We start from the raw sequence: 16,477 nt of genomic DNA, 5'->3' as shown, positions 1-16,477 counted from the left end.
AATGACGGCGACCTCGTCGATCTGATCCCGCTGTTCGCGCCGGACCCGGACATGCAGCAGAAAATTCTGGTCGATAATCCCGCGCGGTTGTTCGAATTCGATACCAAGTAAAGGAAATTTCTTATGTCGGACACCAAGGCGAAGCAGAAGACAGGTCTCGTGATCACCGCGCATCCCGGCGATTTCGTCTGGCGTGCCGGCGGTGCGATCGCGCTGCATGCCAAGAAGGGCTACAAGGTCAAGATCGTCTGCATGGCGTTCGGCGAGCGTGGCGAGTCGCAGTTCGCCTGGAAGCAGCCGGGCCAGACGCTGGAGAAGGTCAAGGCGGGCCGCCGCGACGAGGCCGAGCGCGCCGCGCAGATGCTCGGCGCCGAAATCGAGTTCTTCGACGCCGGCGACTATCCGCTCCACCTCACCGAGGCGCACAAGGAGCGGCTGATCGACATTTATCGCGAGCTCAATCCGAGCTTTGTGCTCAGCCATTCGCTGGAAGACCCCTACAACGTCGACCATCCCGCCGCCACCGCCGCCGCGCAGGAAGCCCGCATTATCGCGCAGGCGATGGGCCACAAGCCGGAGGCAGAATACAGCTACTCGGCGCCGCCAGTGTTCTTGTTCGAGCCGCACCAACCGGAAATGTGCAACTTCAAGCCGCAGGTGATCCTGAATATCGACGAGGTCTGGGACATCAAGCGCAAGACGTTTGAAATTCTTGCCGCGCAAAAACATCTGTGGGCCTATTACGAGCGCGTGGCGCTGCAAAGGGGCATGCAGGGCGGCCGCAACACCGGCGCGGCGATGACCTATGGCGAGGCCTATCAGCGCCTGTTCCCGATGACACTTGAGGTGTTGGCATGAAGCCCGTCGTCGTTCAGAACATCCCGCGCGCCGATGCCGATGTGGTCAAGCGCCTTGGCGCGCTTGGCGTGTCCACCTGCCATGAGGCCTATGGCCGCTTCGGCCTGATGAAGACCTATATGCGGCCGGTGTGGTCGGGCGCGGAGGCGGCGGGCACCGCGGTCACCGTGCTGGCGCAGCCGGGCGACAACTGGATGCTGCATGTGGCCATCGAGCAGTGCCGCCCCGGTGACATGCTGGTGGTGGCCTGCACCACGGATAATACCGATGGCATGTTCGGCGATCTGCTGGCGACTTCGCTGAAGGCGCGTGGCGGCGTTGGCTTGATTATCGATGCCGGCTGCCGCGATATCAAGACGCTGCGTGAAATGGGCTTTCCAGTGTGGTCGAAGGCGATCTCCGCCAAGGGAACCGTCAAGGCGACGCTGGGCGCGGTGAATGTCCCCGTGGTCTGCGCCGGCGCGCTGGTCAACCCGGGCGACGTTGTGATTGCCGATGAAGACGGCGTCCTGGTGATCCCGCGCAACGCCGCCGCCGACGTCGCCGACAAGGCGGAAGCGCGCGCGGCCCTGGAAGAGAACAAGCGGCAGATGCTCGCCTCCGGCGTGCTCGGCCTCGACATGTACAGCATGCGCGAGGGGCTCGCGAAGGCCGGTCTCGTCTATGTCGACAAACCCGAAGACGTGTAGGGCAGGGCGATGATGAAACTGCGCGTCCTGCTGGGCGATCATCCGCACACCGCGGCGCTGAAGTCAGGCGCGGTGACGTCCGATTTGGTCGAGATGGAATTCGCTGCGTACACGCCGACCAACAAGGGTTTCAAGCCGATGGTCCGCGACGGCGCGTTCGATGTCTCCGAACTGGCGATCGTCACGTTCCTGATGGCCAAGGCCTATGACAAGCCGATGGAGCTGCTGCCGGACGTGATGATGGCGCGGTTTCAGCATGGTTTTGCGGTGACCAACCCGGCGGCAGAGATCGCGACGCCAAAGGATCTGGAGGGCAAGCTCGTCGGGATTCGCTCCTTCACCACCACGACGGGCGCCTGGCTGCGCGGCATTCTTGCCAATGATTATGGCGTCGATCTCGACGCGATCAACTGGATCACCTTCGAGGATCCGCATGTTGCTGAATATATCGACACCAGCACCAAGGCGCCGGCCGGCAAGGCGATCATCCGGATGCTGCTGGATGGCGAGCTCGACGCCGTGCTCGGTGAGAAGAGCGATGACGCGCGGCTGCGGCGGTTGTTTCCCGATGTAGCAGCCGAGGAGCAGGCGTGGTTCGTCCGGCACGGCGTGGTGCCGGTCAACCATGTGACGGTCGTCAGCAAGGATCTGTCCGACAATCATCCGGACATCGTGCGGGAAGTGCACCGCATGCTGCATGAGAGCAGGGCGGCGGCCGTGGGTCAGTCGCCGTCGTTCACCGACGACGAACTGACGCGCTCGCTGGAGACGATCATCAAGTATTCGGCGCAGCAGTGCCTGATCCCGCGCGTCTACACGGTCGATGAGTTGTATGACGACGTGACGCTTGCTCTGAGATAACGCCGACCTCTCGGCCGTCATTGCGAGGAGCCCTTGCGACGAAGCAATCCAGCCTTCGCTGGCGGCCCGCTGGATTGCCGCGTTGCTTCGCTAAGAGGAAAGCCGCAGGCTTTCCTTGACCTCGCAATGACGGCCTTTGGCATTGGAGATAATCATGACCCCCGAACCGATCTACGACCTCGCCCATCTCGGCCATATGGAGATGCTGACGCCGAAGCCGGATGAGAGCCTGAAATTTTTTGTCGACGTGATGGGCATGACCGTCAGCGGCCAGAAGGGCGACTCCGTCTATCTGCGCGGTTGGGACGATTATGAGCGCTATTCCCTGAAGCTGACGGCGTCGCACACCTCGGGCATGGAGCACATGGCGCTGCGGGCGCGCAGCCCGCAGGCGCTGGAGCGTCGGGTAGCCGCGCTGCGGGGCAGCGAGTTTGCGATCGGCTGGACCGATGGCGACCTCGGCCACGGCCCGGCCTATCGCTGCCGCGATCCCGATGGCCATATCGTCGAACTCTATTACGAGACCGAATGGTATGAGGCCCCGCCGGAGCTGAAGCCGGCCTTGAAAAACCAGGCACAGCGCTTTCCGGCCCGCGGCTGCAATGTGCGGCGGCTCGATCACCTCAATTGCCTGGCGGTTGACATCAAGGCCAACCGGATCTTCTTCGAGGATTATCTCGGCTGCCGCCTGACCGAGCAGATCGTCCTTAATGACGGCTCCGAGGCGGCGATGTGGATGAGCATGTCGAACAAGAGCTATGACTTCGCCTATTCGCGCGACCATTCCGGCACCAAAGGCCGTTTTCACCATGTCACTTACGCGCTGGACAGCCGCGAAGACGTATTGCGCGCCGCCGACATCTTTCTCGAGGCCGGCGTGCATATCGAGACCGGACCGCACAAGCACGCCATCCAGCAGACCTTCTTCCTCTATGTCTACGAGCCCGGCGGCAACCGTGTCGAGGTCGCCAATGCCGGCGCGCGACTGATCCTGGCCCCGGACTGGAAGCCTATCGTGTGGAGCGAGGAAGAGCGCAAGAAGGGGCAGGCGTGGGGATTGAAGACCATCGAATCCTTCCACACCCACGGCACGCCACCGCTGAGGTAACCGCGTCGATTACTCTGGTACGCGTCTTGCTCAGCCCCTGTCAGGTTGATTTTGACGCGGGGGGCGAGCATGACCAATTCCGAGTTGCGGGCCGACATTCACAGCATCGAGCCCATTCCCGATGCCGACCGGGATTCCACCGGGCCGCAGCAGATGTGGATCTGGGCCGGGGCTAATATCGCGCCGGTCAACTGGGCGCTTGGCGCGCTCGGCATCATCCTCAAGCTCGGCCTGATCGAAACCATCGCCGTCATCGTGATCGGCAATCTGTTCGGCTGTGCGATCTTCGGCGCCTTCACGGTGATGGGCCACAAGACCGGCGTCAACCAGATGGTGCTGAGCCGCTCCGCATTTGGCCGTCGCGGGGCCTATTTGCCGAGCTTCCTGATGTTCGTGATGACGCTGGGATGGATCGGCGTGAACACCTATTTCCCGGTCAAGATCTCGATGGCGATCCTCGCCCAGTTCGGCATCGCCGACAGCTGGACCGCGAACTTCATCGTCATCACGCTGGTGATGTTGTTGCAGGTGGTGATCGGCATCTACGGCTTCTATGCGATCCGCACCTTCGAGAAATACACCGTGCCGGCGACGGTCGCCATCATGGTGCTGATGAGCGTGCTGGCCTGGAGCCAGGCCGGGGTCGTCAATTGGAGCCTGACCAGCACGCTGCCGCCGGGCGCCCATCTGGCGATGTTGACGCTGCTGATGACCGCGGTCGGCGTCGGCTGGGGCATTTCCTGGGTGACCTGGGCGTCGGACTATTCGCGCTTCGTGCCGCGCAGCGTCTCTTCGAAACAAGTGTTCTGGTACAGCTATATCGGCATGTTCGTGCCGTCGGTGTGGCTCGCCGTGCTCGGCGCCACCATCGCGTCGGTGACGCTCGATGCCGATCCCGCCAAGATGGTCAGCGCGGTGTTCGGCGGGGTCGCCAGCCTGCTGGTGCTGTTGATGGTGCTGCACGGGCCGATCGCCAGCAACATTCTCAACGTCTATTCGGCGGCGCTGGCCGCGCTCAGCATGGGGCTGAAACTGTCGCGCACCGCGCTGGCCTTGATCGTCGGCGTCGCCGGCTATGCGGTGACGATCTACTTCATCTCCGCGCCATCCTTCGCCAAGGCGTTCGACAACTGGCTGATCAGCCTGCTGCTGTGGATGAGTCCCTATGCCGGCGTCATCCTGGCTGACTTCTTCATCAAGCGGAAAGGCGTGATCGACGTCGCCGAACTCTACAAGTCGCCGGAGACCAGCGCCTATGGCGACATCAACTGGGCCGGCATGATCGCCTTCCTGGTCGGCCTGGTCGCCGGCTGGTCGGTGCAGGACGGCCTGGTGCCGGCATTGCAGGGGCCGATCTCGATCAACCTGCTGGGCGGCGCAGACCTGAGCTGGCTGGCCGGCATCGTGGTGGCCGGCGGGCTCTATCTGGTGCTCGACAAGTTCTCCGCCATCGCGCCCGCCGCGCAGCCCGCCGAATAGGCTTGTCCCGGCGCACGAGGCGGCACCGCCTGCCGTCTCGTGCCCTGTCGACACAATCGCAATATATTGCGGCGCGGGCCAAGTGACGCTTGCGCGAGGTGCGGCGGTCGGGCTAGAACGCGGCCGAACGGATTGCACGGTCCGTTTCAGATGATTCCTTCGAGACTTCGGTTAAGTCATTGAATCATTTGGGGAATGGTGTAACGGTAGCACAACAGACTCTGACTCTGTTTGTCTAGGTTCAAATCCTAGTTCCCCAGCCAGTTTTGGTAAGTCGCGGTAAAATCAACGATATTGGCTGATTGCAGCCTGCGAAAACGTCGCGGTTCCCAACTCGACATCGTGCGTCATCGTGCGCGTCTAAATTGCATTCAGAGTCTTCCCGCCTGGTCAGTATTGATCTAACCTGCGCCATCGGACGCTGGGGAGTTTCAAATGTCGGCATACACGCAAATTGCGGTTACGACGCGCGAGCGATTCATGCAGATGGCTCAGGACGAAATGGCTGCTTTTGAAAAAAGAGAGGCCGAATTCATGAAGAAGGATCGCGCGGAGCGCGCCAATCAACTTCATCTTCCATTCGGTGACAACGTCCAATGGGCCGCCGCCTGACTCTTACCGACTGAGGCGTTGCGCAACGGCGTCTGTTCGATGCGCATCCATTCGCGTGGCAGCCCAGCCGCCGTGTCCCACCATAGGGCGATGGTCAAGTTTGAGCAGGGTGTCCAGTTTTTTGCCTTGCAGACGCATCAGGACTGACGGAAAGCTTCAGCTTTATCGTTAAATCCATCAGTTTTGTTCAGCTTTGGCTAGTCGTCCGTGAACGTTGCCGTGAACTCAGCGTTTGCGGATGGGACGGTTTACCTGGAATTCATACAATTCCGACAGATTGTACGTATCATACTACGCTGAACCACATTCCGAATTTCATTTTATGTCGTGCCGCGGGTTGATTTCAGCCGCGTTCCGAGGCCGTCCATTTCAAAGTCTCCCGCAGTTTGCGGACCAACGGTCAATGACCGAGGGGTGTTTTTCCATGCTCGCCAGCCTTTCCATTCGCGTAAAGATCACCGTTGTCCTGTCATTTCTGTTGATCGCCATGGCGGGGATGGGGCTGCTCGCACTGCGCAAGATGCAGGCGATCAATGCCAATGCCGTCGATATCGAGACCAACTGGCTGCCCAGCATCCGCGAGCTCGGCAATCTGCGCGCCGGCATCATCACCTACCGCAATGTCATCCGGCAGCACATGCTCGACGAAACGCTGGAGGAAAAGCTGGCCAGCGAAAAGACCCTCGAGGGCGTGGTCACGCGCAACAATGCCATCCGCGTCGAATACGAAAAGGTCATCAGCTCGCCGGAGGAAATGGCGATCTACCGGGAATGGGGCCAGCTGTGGGAAGCCTACAAGAAGGGCACGCGAGACGTGATGGAGCTGTCGCGAAACAGCGTCGGCCGGGCTCCGCGCGAGGCGAATGCCATGAACGTCAAGACGGTCAATCCGATCGGGCTCAAGGCTGACGAACTGCTCACCAAGGATATCGAGCTCAACAACAAAGGAGCCGAAATTGCCACGCTGGACGCCAACGCCAACTATGATTCCGCCTTCATCGTGCTGTCGGTCATCATGGGTGTTGCCGTCGTCATCGGCATCGGAGTCGGGATCTACCTGGTGAAGGACGTCTCCGGCGGCATCGCATCGATCGTCAGGCCGATGCAGGCGCTCGGCGCCGGAGATCTCACGGCGACGGTGCCGCATCAGGGGATGAACACCGAGATCGGATCGATGGGCGATGCGCTGCAGCTGTTCAAGCAGGCGCTGATCGACAAGAAGGCGGCGGATCAGGCCGGCATGGTCGAAGCCGAAGCCAAGATCGAGCGGGGTCGACGCGTCGACGGCATCACGCGAAATTTCGAATCCCTGATCGGAGAGATCGTCGACAAGGTTTCTTCGGCGTCGACGCAGCTGGAAAGCTCGGCCGGTACGCTGAAGGCCAGTGCCACACGCTCGCAGGAACTCACCACGGTCGTCGCCGCGGCGTCGGAGAAGGCTTCGAGCAATGTGCAGTCGGTGGCGTCCGCCACCGAGGAGATGGCGTCGTCAGTCAATGAGATCAGCCGGCAGGTGCAGGAATCATCGACCATTGCCAACCAGGCCGTCGAGCAGGCCCGCAAGACCAACGACCGCGTCGCTCAGCTCGCCCAGGCGGCCTCGCGGATCGGCGATGTCGTCGAACTCATCAATACCATCGCAGGCCAGACCAATTTGCTGGCGCTGAATGCGACCATCGAGGCGGCCCGTGCCGGTGAAGCGGGGCGCGGCTTCGCGGTCGTCGCCTCCGAAGTGAAAGCGCTGGCAGAGCAGACGGCCAAAGCGACCGGCGAAATCAGCACGCAGATCTCCGGCATCCAGGCGGCGACAAGGGAATCCGTCGGCGCCATCAAGGAGATCGGCGACACGATCGGCCGGATGTCGGAGATCGCCGCGACGATTGCGTCGGCGGTGGAGGAACAGGGGGCTGCGACGCAGGAGATTTCCCGCAACGTGCAGCAGGCGGCGCAGGGCACGGTGCAGGTATCATCCAACATCACCGACGTGCAGCGCGGCGCCTCCGAGACCGGCTCGGCTTCGTCCCAGGTATTTTCCGCCGCGCAGTCGCTGTCATCCGATAGCCATCGGCTGAAGGCGGAAGTCGGTAATTTCCTCAGCGCCGTGCGCGCCGCATAGACCGTTCACATCACAATTACGGCCCTTCATCTTGGTGATCTCTTAGTCATTGTCTGGAACGATGATGGTGAATATCCGCAAGCCACGCGCGGAAAATTGTACCACAGGCCGTCTATCGACTGAAACCAATAGAACATCCGCCATTTCTGACGTTGCGTATTAGAAAGATACCATGACACCTTTCGATTATGAGTACTTGCAGAAAATCCTCAAGGATCGTTCCGGACTGATGCTGTCGGCGGACAAGAAGTATCTGCTGGAGAGCCGATTGTTGCCGCTGGCCCGTGATGCGGGCCTTGCCGGTATCAGCGACCTCGTGGTCAAGATGAAGGGCGGCTCGGAGCCGATGATCGCCAGCGTGGTGGAGGCGATGACCACCAATGAGACGTTCTTCTTCCGCGACAAGACGCCGTTCGATCACTTCAAGGATACCGTGCTCCCCGAGCTGATCAAGGCGCGCGGCGGCAAGCGCAGCCTGCGAATCTGGTGCGCCGCCGGCTCCACGGGGCAGGAGCCTTATTCGCTTGCCATGATCCTGAAGGATATGGGCGCCGCGCTGAACGGCTGGCGGCTTGAGATCGTCGCGACCGATATTTCACCGGAGGTTTTGGAGAAGTCGCGCGCCGGACTTTATACCCAGTTTGAAGTGCAGCGCGGCCTGCCGATCACGGCGCTGGTCAAGCACTTCGTCCAGGCCGGGACCATGTGGCAACTCAACGCCGATATACGCGCGCTGGTGCAGTTCAGGCAGTTCAACTTGCTGCAGGACTTCGCGCCGCTTGGCAAATTTGACATTATCTTCTGCCGCAACGTTCTGATCTACTTCGATCAGCCAACCAAGAGCGATGTCTTCAACCGGCTTGCGAAAGTGAGCGAGCCGGATGGTTATCTATTCCTCGGCGCGGCGAAAACCGTTGTCGGCCTTACCGACAAATACCGGGTCTGCCCCAACCGGCGCGGTGTCTACCTGCCGAACGATGCGCGCGCGGCGCCATCGATCGTGCCGGGCATGGCCAGCGGCGCGAAGCTGACCTCGGCGCGGGCGGGCAAGTAGGGTCAATCCATGGCAGCCGAGAATATTGGGCCCGAAAAAGTCACCTTTGGGCGTGGCTACAGCGTCTGGATCATGGCCATTGATGGTACCTGGCGACGCAGTTGCCTGCTGAAAGCAGTGTCCGCCAATGATGCCGAACTGATCTTTGAAGGTTCGATCGAAGGGCTCAATCTGAAGGAATTCTTCCTGTTGCTGTCATCGACCGGGCTGGCCTATCGTCGCTGCGAACTGGTCAAGGTGAACGGTACAGAGCTCATTATTCGCTTCCTGAAGGCCAAAGGTGCCAAGAAGTCGACCAAGTCGACGCATGACGACACCGTCGAAGCCTGACAGCGTCGCGATCAACCTTCGCGGTTGCTGGCCGGTGCCTTTGACTCGGCGAGGCATTCATTGACCACCGCGAGCAGCGCCGCCGGTGTGAACGGTTTTCGCAGGCATCGCGTCGCCCCGAGTTCTATCGCCATTCTCAGAAAATCAGGCGCCGGCGAGCTGTGCTGCGCAAAGGCGTAGCCGGAGATCGCAATCAGCGGCACCAGCGGCGCGCGCTGATGGAATACACGGACCGACTCGAAACCCCTCATATTGGGCATGAAGATATCGATGATCATGATGTCAAAACGGTCGGCTTCGAGGGCGTGAAGGCCGCTGACACCGCCGTCCGCGAGTACCGTTTGGAAATCGTGACGCTCCAGCGTCAGCTGGATCGCCCGCGACACCAGCGGATCATCATCAACGACCAGAATGTGTTTCATCGTGCGCCCCCGCGAAGGGTTCAGCTGCGGCTGGATCCTTCAATATCCCGCTACCGACTCCGCGATCACGAATCACACCGGCTGTTCACAATCGGACAACTGGCCCCGGATGTATGTATAGAACGGGGCATCTTCGGCTTTTGCATCGCGCCCGGCACTGGCATGACCGTTTGTCGGCGGCGGTAGAACTTGACGGTTGCCGCCTAGCGCGGCGCGTGAGCAAGGTGCGACATGAGTATCCATTTTGAAGAGCTTGATTACCGTCCTACGCCGATGGGCGTGTTGACACTGCGCCGCCGCCGCAAGCCCGGGACGGAGACGGATGTCTACGAGATCAAGCTCGGCGACGAGTTCCTGATGTCGAGCGCCTTCACCGCGGCCGAGATCGCCCTGGCCGACATCGGGCTGTCGTCGCTGCGTCACGACAGGCTCGACGTGGTCGTTGGCGGTCTCGGTCTTGGCTACACCGCGCAGGCCGCGCTGGCGAACCCGCGGGTCGGCTCCCTGGTGGTGATCGACGCCCTGCCGGAAGTGATCGAGTGGCATCGGACGGGGCTGATTCCCGTCGGCAGGGAATTATCCGCCGATCCGCGTTGCCGCCTGGTGCACGGCGACTTCTTTACCATGGCGACCTCGGCAGGCGGTGGCCTTGATCCAGAAGCGCCCGGCCGGTGTTTTGACGCGGTGCTGGTCGATATCGACCACGCGCCCGACAACCTGCTGCATCCTAGCCATGCCGTCCTTTACACGGCGCGGGGCCTCCGGAGTCTATCGGCGCATCTCAAGCCCGGCGGCGTGTTCGCGCTGTGGTCGAACGATCCGCCGGAGCCGGCGTTCGAGGCGCGGCTGGCCGAAATGTTCGGCGCCGTGCGGTCTCACGTGGTGAGTTTCGAGAACCTCAGCGGCGAAGAGGAAGTGTCCAACACGGTCTATGTCGGCACGAAGAAGGACGCCGCTTAGAATTGGCCTCTGATACTCGGCGGTCGTGCCCGCTCAGGCGGGGACGACGGCTGATAGGTCACCGTTCTATTCCGCCGCCTGCTTGGCGAGTTCGCGTTCGCTCGACTCACCGCGATCCGCATCTTTGCTCCGGCCCCAGCTGGAAATTTTCTCCGACAGCCTATCGAGATAGACGTAGATCACCGGCGTGGTGAACAGCGTCAGCATCTGGCTGACGATCAGGCCGCCGACCATGGCATAGCCGAGCGGCTGACGGATTTCCGAACCGGTGCCGGTGCCGAGCATCAAGGGGACGCCGCCGAGGATCGCCGCCATGGTGGTCATCATGATCGGGCGAAACCGCAGGATCGCCGCCTTGCGGATCGCCGCTTCCGGCGACAAATGCTCGTCGCGTTCGGCGGCAATCGCGAAGTCGACCAGCATGATGCCGTTCTTCTTGACGATGCCGATCAGCAGCACGACTCCGATCAGCGCGATCAGGCTGAAGTCGAAGCCGAACAGCATCAGGATGGCGAGCGCGCCGACGCCGGCCGAGGGCAGGGTGGACAGGATCGTCAGCGGGTGGATGTAGCTCTCATAGAGAATGCCGAGGATCAGGTAGACGACGACCAGCGCCGCCATGATCAGCAGCGGCACCGTGGCCAACGATTGCTGGAAGGCCTGCGCGGTGCCCTGGAAGGTGCCGCTCAGGGTCGACGGCGCGTTGATCTCCTGGATCGCATTCTGCACCGCCTCGGTGGCCTGGCCCAGCGCCACGCCTTGCGCGAGGTTGAAGCTGATGGTGATCGCCGGGAACTGGCCCTGGTGGCTGATCGACAGCGGTCGCACCGGCACCGTGGTCCATTTGGCGAAGGCCGACAATGGCACCTGGTCGCCGGTGGTCGGTGACTTGATGTAGAGCTTGTCCAGCGTATCGAGCTGGCCCTGCAGCTCCGGCAGGATCTCCAGAATGACGTGGTAGCTGTTGAGCTGCGTAAAATACTGCGCGACCTGGCGCTGGCCGAACGAGTCGTACAGCGTGTCGTCGATCAGCTGCGGCTGGATGCCGAACCGCGAGGCATTGTCGCGGTCGATTGTCAGGGTCAGGGTGGTGCCCTTGGTCTGCTGATCGCTGGCGACGTCGCGCAGTTGCGGCAGCGTCGTCATCTTCTGCAGGATTTTGGGCGCCCACTCGTTGAGTTCGGCGAGGTTGGCGTCCTGCAGCGTATATTCGAATTGCGTGCGCGTGGCGCGGCCGCCGAGCCGGATGTCCTGCGCCGCCTGCATGAACAGCCGAGCGCCCTCCACCTTGTCGAGTTGCGGTCGCAGCCGCGCGATGATCTCCTGGGCGCTGGCGTTGCGCTCGTCGCGCGGCTTCAGGGTGATGAACATCCGCCCGGTGTTGAGCGCGCCGCCGCTGCCGCCGATCTGCATCGCGACGCTGGCGACGTCGGGATCGGCCTGCACGATCTTGCCGAGCGCTTCCTGGTGCAGCTTCATGTCGGCGAAGGAAATATCCTGCGCCGCTTCGGACGATGCCGTGATCAGGCCGGTGTCCTGCTGCGGGAAGAACCCCTTGGGGATGATCACGAACAGATAGACCGACAGGGCAAGCGTGGCGAAGAACACCATCAGAGTGGTCAGCCGCCAGCGCAGCACGAGGTCCAGCCCGGCCGTGTAAGCGCGCAGCAGCGCGTCGAAGGCGCGCTCGCTCATCATGTAGAGCCGGCCATGTTTGGCGTGCTTCTCCTCGCGCAGGAAGCGCGACGCCATCATCGGGGTCAGCGTCAGCGACACCACCAGCGAGACGAAGATCGTCATCGTCAGCGTCACCGCGAATTCGCGGAACAGGCGGCCGATGATGCCACCCATCATCAACAGCGGTATCAGCACCGCGACCAGCGAGATGCTGATCGAGACAATGGTGAAGCCGATCTCGCCGGCGCCCTTGAACGCCGCTTCCATCGGCGTGTCGCCGTCCTCGATGTAGCGGGTGATGTTTTCCAGCATCACGATGGCGTCGTCGACCACGAAGCCGACCGAGATCGTCAGCGCCATCAAAGAGAGATTATCGAGCGTATAGCCGAACACCCACATCAGCGCGCAGGCGCCGAGCAGCGCCAGCGGCACGGTGATGCTGGGAATGATGGTGGCCCAGACGCTGCGCAGGAAGACGAAGATCACCATGACGACGAGCGCGATGGTCAGCAGCAGGGTGTACTGCACGTCGTCGACCGCCGCACGGATGGTCTGGGTGCGGTCGCTGAGTACGCCCACCTTGACCGAGGGCGGGATCGCCGCCACCAGCCGCGGCAGCGCGGCCTTGATCTTGTCGACGGTCTCGATGACGTTGGCGCCGGGCTGCTTGAAGATGACGAGAAAAACACCACGCTTGCCATTGGCCCAGGCCGCCTGCTTGGCGTCTTCAGGTCCGGTGACGGCCTGGCCGATGTCACGCACCCGCAGCGGTCCGCCATTGCGGTAGGCGATGATGACGTCGTTCCAGTCCTTCGACCGCGGCAGCTGGTCATTGGCATAGATGGTGTAGCTCCGGGTAGTGCCGTCGATATTGCCCTTCGGGCTATCCACGGTAGTGATTGCGATCTGGCTGCGGACATCCTCCATCGACAGGCCCTTGGCCACCAGCCTGGCGGGATCGATCTGGATCCGGATCGCGGGCTTCTGCTGGCCACCGATGAAGACCTGCGCCACGCCGGAAATCTGGCTGATCTGCTGCGCCAACTGGGCATCGACACTGTCGCTGACCTCGGTGATCGGCAGCGTGTCCGATGTCGCCGACAGCAGCATGATTGGCGAGTCGGCCGGGTTGACCTTGCGGTAGGTCGGCGGGCTCGGAAGGTTCTTCGGCAGCGTGCCGCCGGCGGCGTTGATCGCGGCCTGGACGTCGTTGGATGCGCCGTCGATCGCCCGGTTGAGATCAAACTGGATGGTTACCGCGGTGGAGCCGAGCGAACTGGTCGACGTCATTTGAGCGACGCCGGGAATTTGTGCCAGCTGCCGTTCCAGTGGCTGCGCCACCGAGGACGCCATGGTTTCCGGGCTGGCGCCGGGCAGGCTGGCAGCGACCTGGATGGTCGGGAAGTCAACCTGGGGTAATGGGGCCACCGGCAATTGCGGATAGGCGACGAGGCCGACAAACAAAATACCCGCCATCAGCAGCGAGGTGGCGATCGGAAAACGGATGAATGGCGCCGAGATGCTCTCGTGGGTGGTGGTGGGCTTCATCTTAAGGCGCCTTCGTCGCGGAAGCGTCGGACGTGGCGACAGTCGTCGTCACCACCGATCCCGGCTGCACCTTGTATTGCCCGGCGGTGATCACACGTTGCCCGGCCTCAAGTCCCTCCTCGACCATGGTGCGCCCGTCGATCGAACGGCCAACCTTGATCTTCTTCATCTCGGCCTTGTTGTCCTGGCCGACGGCGAAGGCGTAAAGCCCGTCGGCGCCATGCTGGACGGCGTCGTCGGGAATCACCAGGGCGTCCTTCAGCGTTGTGACCAGCAGTCGCGTCGAGACCGACAGGCCAGGCCACAGCAGATGATCCTTGTTGTCGAAGGTGGCCTTCAGCCGAACCGTGCCGCTGGTGGTGTCGACGGTGTTGTTGACCACCGCGAGGGCGCCTTCCGACAGCGTGCGCTTGCCGTCGGTGGTCAGTGCGATCGCTTTCAGCGGATGCCTGGCCTGCGCCTCGTTGATGTCGACGAGGTTCTGCTCCGGCACGGTGAACACCACGGCGATGGGTTCGATCTGCGCGATGGTGACAATGCCGGTCTGGGTGGCGGCATTGACGATGTTGCCCTGATCGACCTGGCGGAAGCCGACCACGCCGGAGATCGGCGCCTTGATGGTGGTGTAATCGAACTGGGTCTGGGCATTGGAGATCAGGGCATCGTCAGCGGCAAGCTGGGCGGTGAGCTGTTCCACCGTGGAGCGCTGGGTGTCGGTCTGCTGTTTGGTCGCGAATTCACCGAGTTTGGTGTAGCGCTGCAGATCCCGGTTGGCATTGGCGATATTGGCTTCGTCCTGGGTCTTCTTCGCCTTGGCCTGGTCCAGCGCCGCCTGGAACGAGCGGGGATCGATGTGGGCGAGCACGTCGCCCTCTTTGACCAGCTGTCCTTCCTTGAAGGCGATCTTGTCGATCTGGCCGTCGACACGGGTGCGGACCACCACCGTGTTGAAGCCCTGCACGGTGCCGAGCCCGGTAAGGTAGACCGGAAAGTCGGTCTTCTCGACCGATGCCAGTCTGACGGGAATGGCGGGGGCCGGGGCTTTGGCCTGTCCGGTCTTTGCCTCACCGCCGTAGTGGCGCCAGGCGCCGTACCCTCCCACCAGCACCAGCGCGGCAAGGACGGGGAAGACCCAGCGAGAAAGTTGTGAAGCGGCCATGACGATCCGGAAAGCTGTTCGGGAAAACGTTATTCAACCAGACAGTAAAACTGTGTGCTTTTAGAATGTTTCGAAAGCAGTTAAGTGCGCCGCACCAAGCTGTAAATACAAGATTGCTTGAAACGTCCCATCATTGCCAAATCTTCATGTGCCGCTGTCGCGGTCCATTCGCCGGGCGTGGCGCGCGGCCCCATTCGCGCGTGGTTGCAGCGGGACATTGGCGGACAGGGACCATGGGCCGGGATGTCTGCCCTTCGTCGGTGACTGCCTGCTTTCGTTCTGTTGCATGACCGCTGCCCTGTCAGCGACTCCGCCGGTTGATAGTTGTATCTCGCCATCATCTCCGCCATAGCACCGGCTGATCGACCAACTCGCGCAATCGACGGAGCCCACGATGGACGAACTCAACGGACGAATGATCGCCTGCCAGCTTCTGATCACCGGATTGATTGCCCGGGTGGCCAATGACACGTCCGATCCGTTGCGGTTTCTCTCCGACTATCGCGATGAGATCCGTGCCGTGGTTCGTGGTGTCAACATCGCCGGCATGGAGAATGCCGACCGAGTCCGGCACGCCGCGCTGCGGACCGTCGATGAAATGTTCTCGCTGATGAAGGCGCCGAGCGTCGAGGAGTGACAACCAAACTCGCTTTAGAACGTTTTTAAAACGCCTGCGCTGTAGCTACGTAGTCGTTATTTTAAGCATCGAAGATTAGAACGGATATGAACTGGATGTATTCAAATGTGTTGGCGACGCATTGTCGCCATATCGCATTGACCGGTATTTTTTCAATCGATACTCCGACCTCCGGGATCATTCATCGCAGCGTTACTGCGGTACACTTCGCGGGGGAATTCAATGAGCAAGGCCAAGGCACCACGATCGCTGCGTTCGGCGTCGGTTTACGCGTCCAACGAGACCAACAACCATTCGGGTCGCAAGGTGTCGGCCGTCGCCGGCCTGATCGCGGTCGCTTCGTTCAGCGGTGCGGAAGCCCAGCAGTCCAGCCTGCCGCCGGTCACGGTGGATGCCCCGGTCGCCCGGCCGCGTCCCGCGACATCGAAGCCTGCGCCGGACGCGATGCGCGCTCGCAGCGCGTTGCGTCGCGCCGCGCGCCGGACCCAGCAGGCGCAAGTCGCGCCCGTGCCGTTTCCGAATGCCGGCGGGCTGGTCGGCGACCGCAACCCCTATGCCGATCCCTCGGCGCCGTACAAGAGCGATCGCCTCGCCGGCAACAAGTTCAGTGAGCCGCTGCTCAACACGCCGCGCACGGTGACGGTGCTGACCAAGGAAATCCTCGAAGACAAGAATGCTACCAGCCTCAGGGACGTCGCGCGTTCGACCGCCGGCGTTACGCTCGGCACCGGCGAGGGCGGCAACGCCTTCGGCGACCGCTTCTTCATTCGTGGTTTCGACGCCCGCAACGACGTCTTCATCGACGGCATTCGCGATCCGGCCGTCAGCATTCGTGAAAACTTCTTCACCGAGCAGGTCGAGATCCTGCGCGGTCCGGCGTCATCCTTCGCTGGGCGCGGCACCGCGGGTGGTGCCATCAACATCGTCACCAAGCAGGCCACGGACACCAACTTCCAGAAGGCCGAGA

Annotated in this window: 15 protein-coding genes, 1 tRNA gene and 1 pseudogene; 14 read left to right on the top strand and 3 right to left on the bottom strand. The window is 62.0% G+C overall.

What is annotated here, in order from left to right; all coding sequences use genetic code 11:
* The 11 genes and pseudogenes from Q0S16_RS06670 to Q0S16_RS06620 all read left to right on the top strand — a co-directional run.
* A pseudogene (locus Q0S16_RS06670) lies at positions 1-111 on the top strand (2-pyrone-4,6-dicarboxylate hydrolase); the annotation flags it as partial.
* Between the two features lie 12 nt (positions 112-123).
* The gene (locus tag Q0S16_RS06665; protein ID WP_295846248.1) at positions 124-858 is read left to right on the top strand and encodes a PIG-L deacetylase family protein; all 735 of its coding nucleotides are present in this window, start codon (positions 124-126) and stop codon (positions 856-858) included.
* On the top strand, positions 855-1,547 hold the full coding sequence (locus tag Q0S16_RS06660; protein ID WP_295846247.1) for a 4-carboxy-4-hydroxy-2-oxoadipate aldolase/oxaloacetate decarboxylase: 693 nt from the start codon (positions 855-857) through the stop codon (positions 1,545-1,547). Before Q0S16_RS06665 ends, Q0S16_RS06660 begins: the two co-directional genes overlap by 4 nt.
* Positions 1,548-1,559: 12 nt before the next feature.
* Positions 1,560-2,408, top strand: a complete 849-nt coding sequence (locus Q0S16_RS06655; RefSeq protein ID WP_295846246.1) for a hypothetical protein — start codon at positions 1,560-1,562, stop codon at positions 2,406-2,408.
* Positions 2,409-2,562: 154 nt separating this feature from the next.
* Positions 2,563-3,516: a catechol 2,3-dioxygenase gene (locus tag Q0S16_RS06650; protein ID WP_295846244.1), complete on the top strand. Its 954-nt coding sequence runs from the start codon at positions 2,563-2,565 to the stop codon at positions 3,514-3,516.
* 69 nt (positions 3,517-3,585) lie between these two features.
* Positions 3,586-4,995, top strand: a complete 1,410-nt coding sequence (locus Q0S16_RS06645; RefSeq protein ID WP_295846242.1) for a cytosine permease — start codon at positions 3,586-3,588, stop codon at positions 4,993-4,995.
* A 189-nt stretch (positions 4,996-5,184) separates the two neighbouring features.
* Positions 5,185-5,258: transfer RNA gene (locus tag Q0S16_RS06640), tRNA-Gln, on the top strand.
* 172 nt (positions 5,259-5,430) lie between these two features.
* Positions 5,431-5,607 (top strand): hypothetical protein, encoded by a 177-nt coding sequence (locus Q0S16_RS06635; protein WP_295846240.1) that lies wholly within the window; start codon positions 5,431-5,433, stop codon positions 5,605-5,607.
* Between the two features lie 424 nt (positions 5,608-6,031).
* On the top strand, positions 6,032-7,723 hold the full coding sequence (locus Q0S16_RS06630; protein ID WP_295846239.1) for a methyl-accepting chemotaxis protein: 1,692 nt from the start codon (positions 6,032-6,034) through the stop codon (positions 7,721-7,723).
* A 172-nt stretch (positions 7,724-7,895) separates the two neighbouring features.
* Entirely contained in the window at positions 7,896-8,777 is an 882-nt protein-coding gene (locus tag Q0S16_RS06625) for a protein-glutamate O-methyltransferase CheR (protein ID WP_295846238.1), read from the top strand.
* A gap of 9 nt (positions 8,778-8,786) precedes the next feature.
* Positions 8,787-9,107: a PilZ domain-containing protein gene (locus Q0S16_RS06620; protein ID WP_295846237.1), complete on the top strand. Its 321-nt coding sequence runs from the start codon at positions 8,787-8,789 to the stop codon at positions 9,105-9,107.
* A gap of 11 nt (positions 9,108-9,118) precedes the next feature.
* On the opposite strand, the gene Q0S16_RS06615 is transcribed toward Q0S16_RS06620, so the two are convergent.
* Positions 9,119-9,529 (bottom strand): response regulator, encoded by a 411-nt coding sequence (locus Q0S16_RS06615; protein WP_295846236.1) that lies wholly within the window; start codon positions 9,527-9,529, stop codon positions 9,119-9,121.
* Positions 9,530-9,760: 231 nt separating this feature from the next.
* On the opposite strand from Q0S16_RS06615, the gene Q0S16_RS06610 reads away from it, so the two are divergent.
* Positions 9,761-10,489 (top strand): spermidine synthase, encoded by a 729-nt coding sequence (locus tag Q0S16_RS06610; protein ID WP_295846234.1) that lies wholly within the window; start codon positions 9,761-9,763, stop codon positions 10,487-10,489.
* 66 nt (positions 10,490-10,555) lie between these two features.
* Here the strand turns inward: Q0S16_RS06610 and Q0S16_RS06605 are convergent, their stop codons facing one another.
* Positions 10,556-13,714 (bottom strand): multidrug efflux RND transporter permease subunit, encoded by a 3,159-nt coding sequence (locus Q0S16_RS06605; protein ID WP_295846232.1) that lies wholly within the window; start codon positions 13,712-13,714, stop codon positions 10,556-10,558.
* A 1-nt stretch (position 13,715) separates the two neighbouring features.
* A complete protein-coding gene (locus tag Q0S16_RS06600) occupies positions 13,716-14,873 on the bottom strand; it encodes an efflux RND transporter periplasmic adaptor subunit (protein WP_295846230.1) in 1,158 nt (385 codons plus the stop codon).
* A gap of 394 nt (positions 14,874-15,267) precedes the next feature.
* Here Q0S16_RS06600 and Q0S16_RS06595 point away from each other — a divergent pair, with 394 nt between their 5' ends.
* Entirely contained in the window at positions 15,268-15,510 is a 243-nt protein-coding gene (locus tag Q0S16_RS06595) for a hypothetical protein (RefSeq protein ID WP_295846228.1), read from the top strand.
* A 222-nt stretch (positions 15,511-15,732) separates the two neighbouring features.
* The coding region (locus Q0S16_RS06590; RefSeq protein WP_295846225.1) for a TonB-dependent receptor plug domain-containing protein at positions 15,733-16,477 on the top strand (745 nt) is incomplete at its 3' end.

Source organism: Tardiphaga sp. (genome assembly GCF_025356345.1).
Lineage (GTDB): Bacteria > Pseudomonadota > Alphaproteobacteria > Rhizobiales > Xanthobacteraceae > Tardiphaga.
Note: the sequence above shows the minus strand (reverse complement) of the source record. Positions and strands in the feature narration are given on the sequence as shown.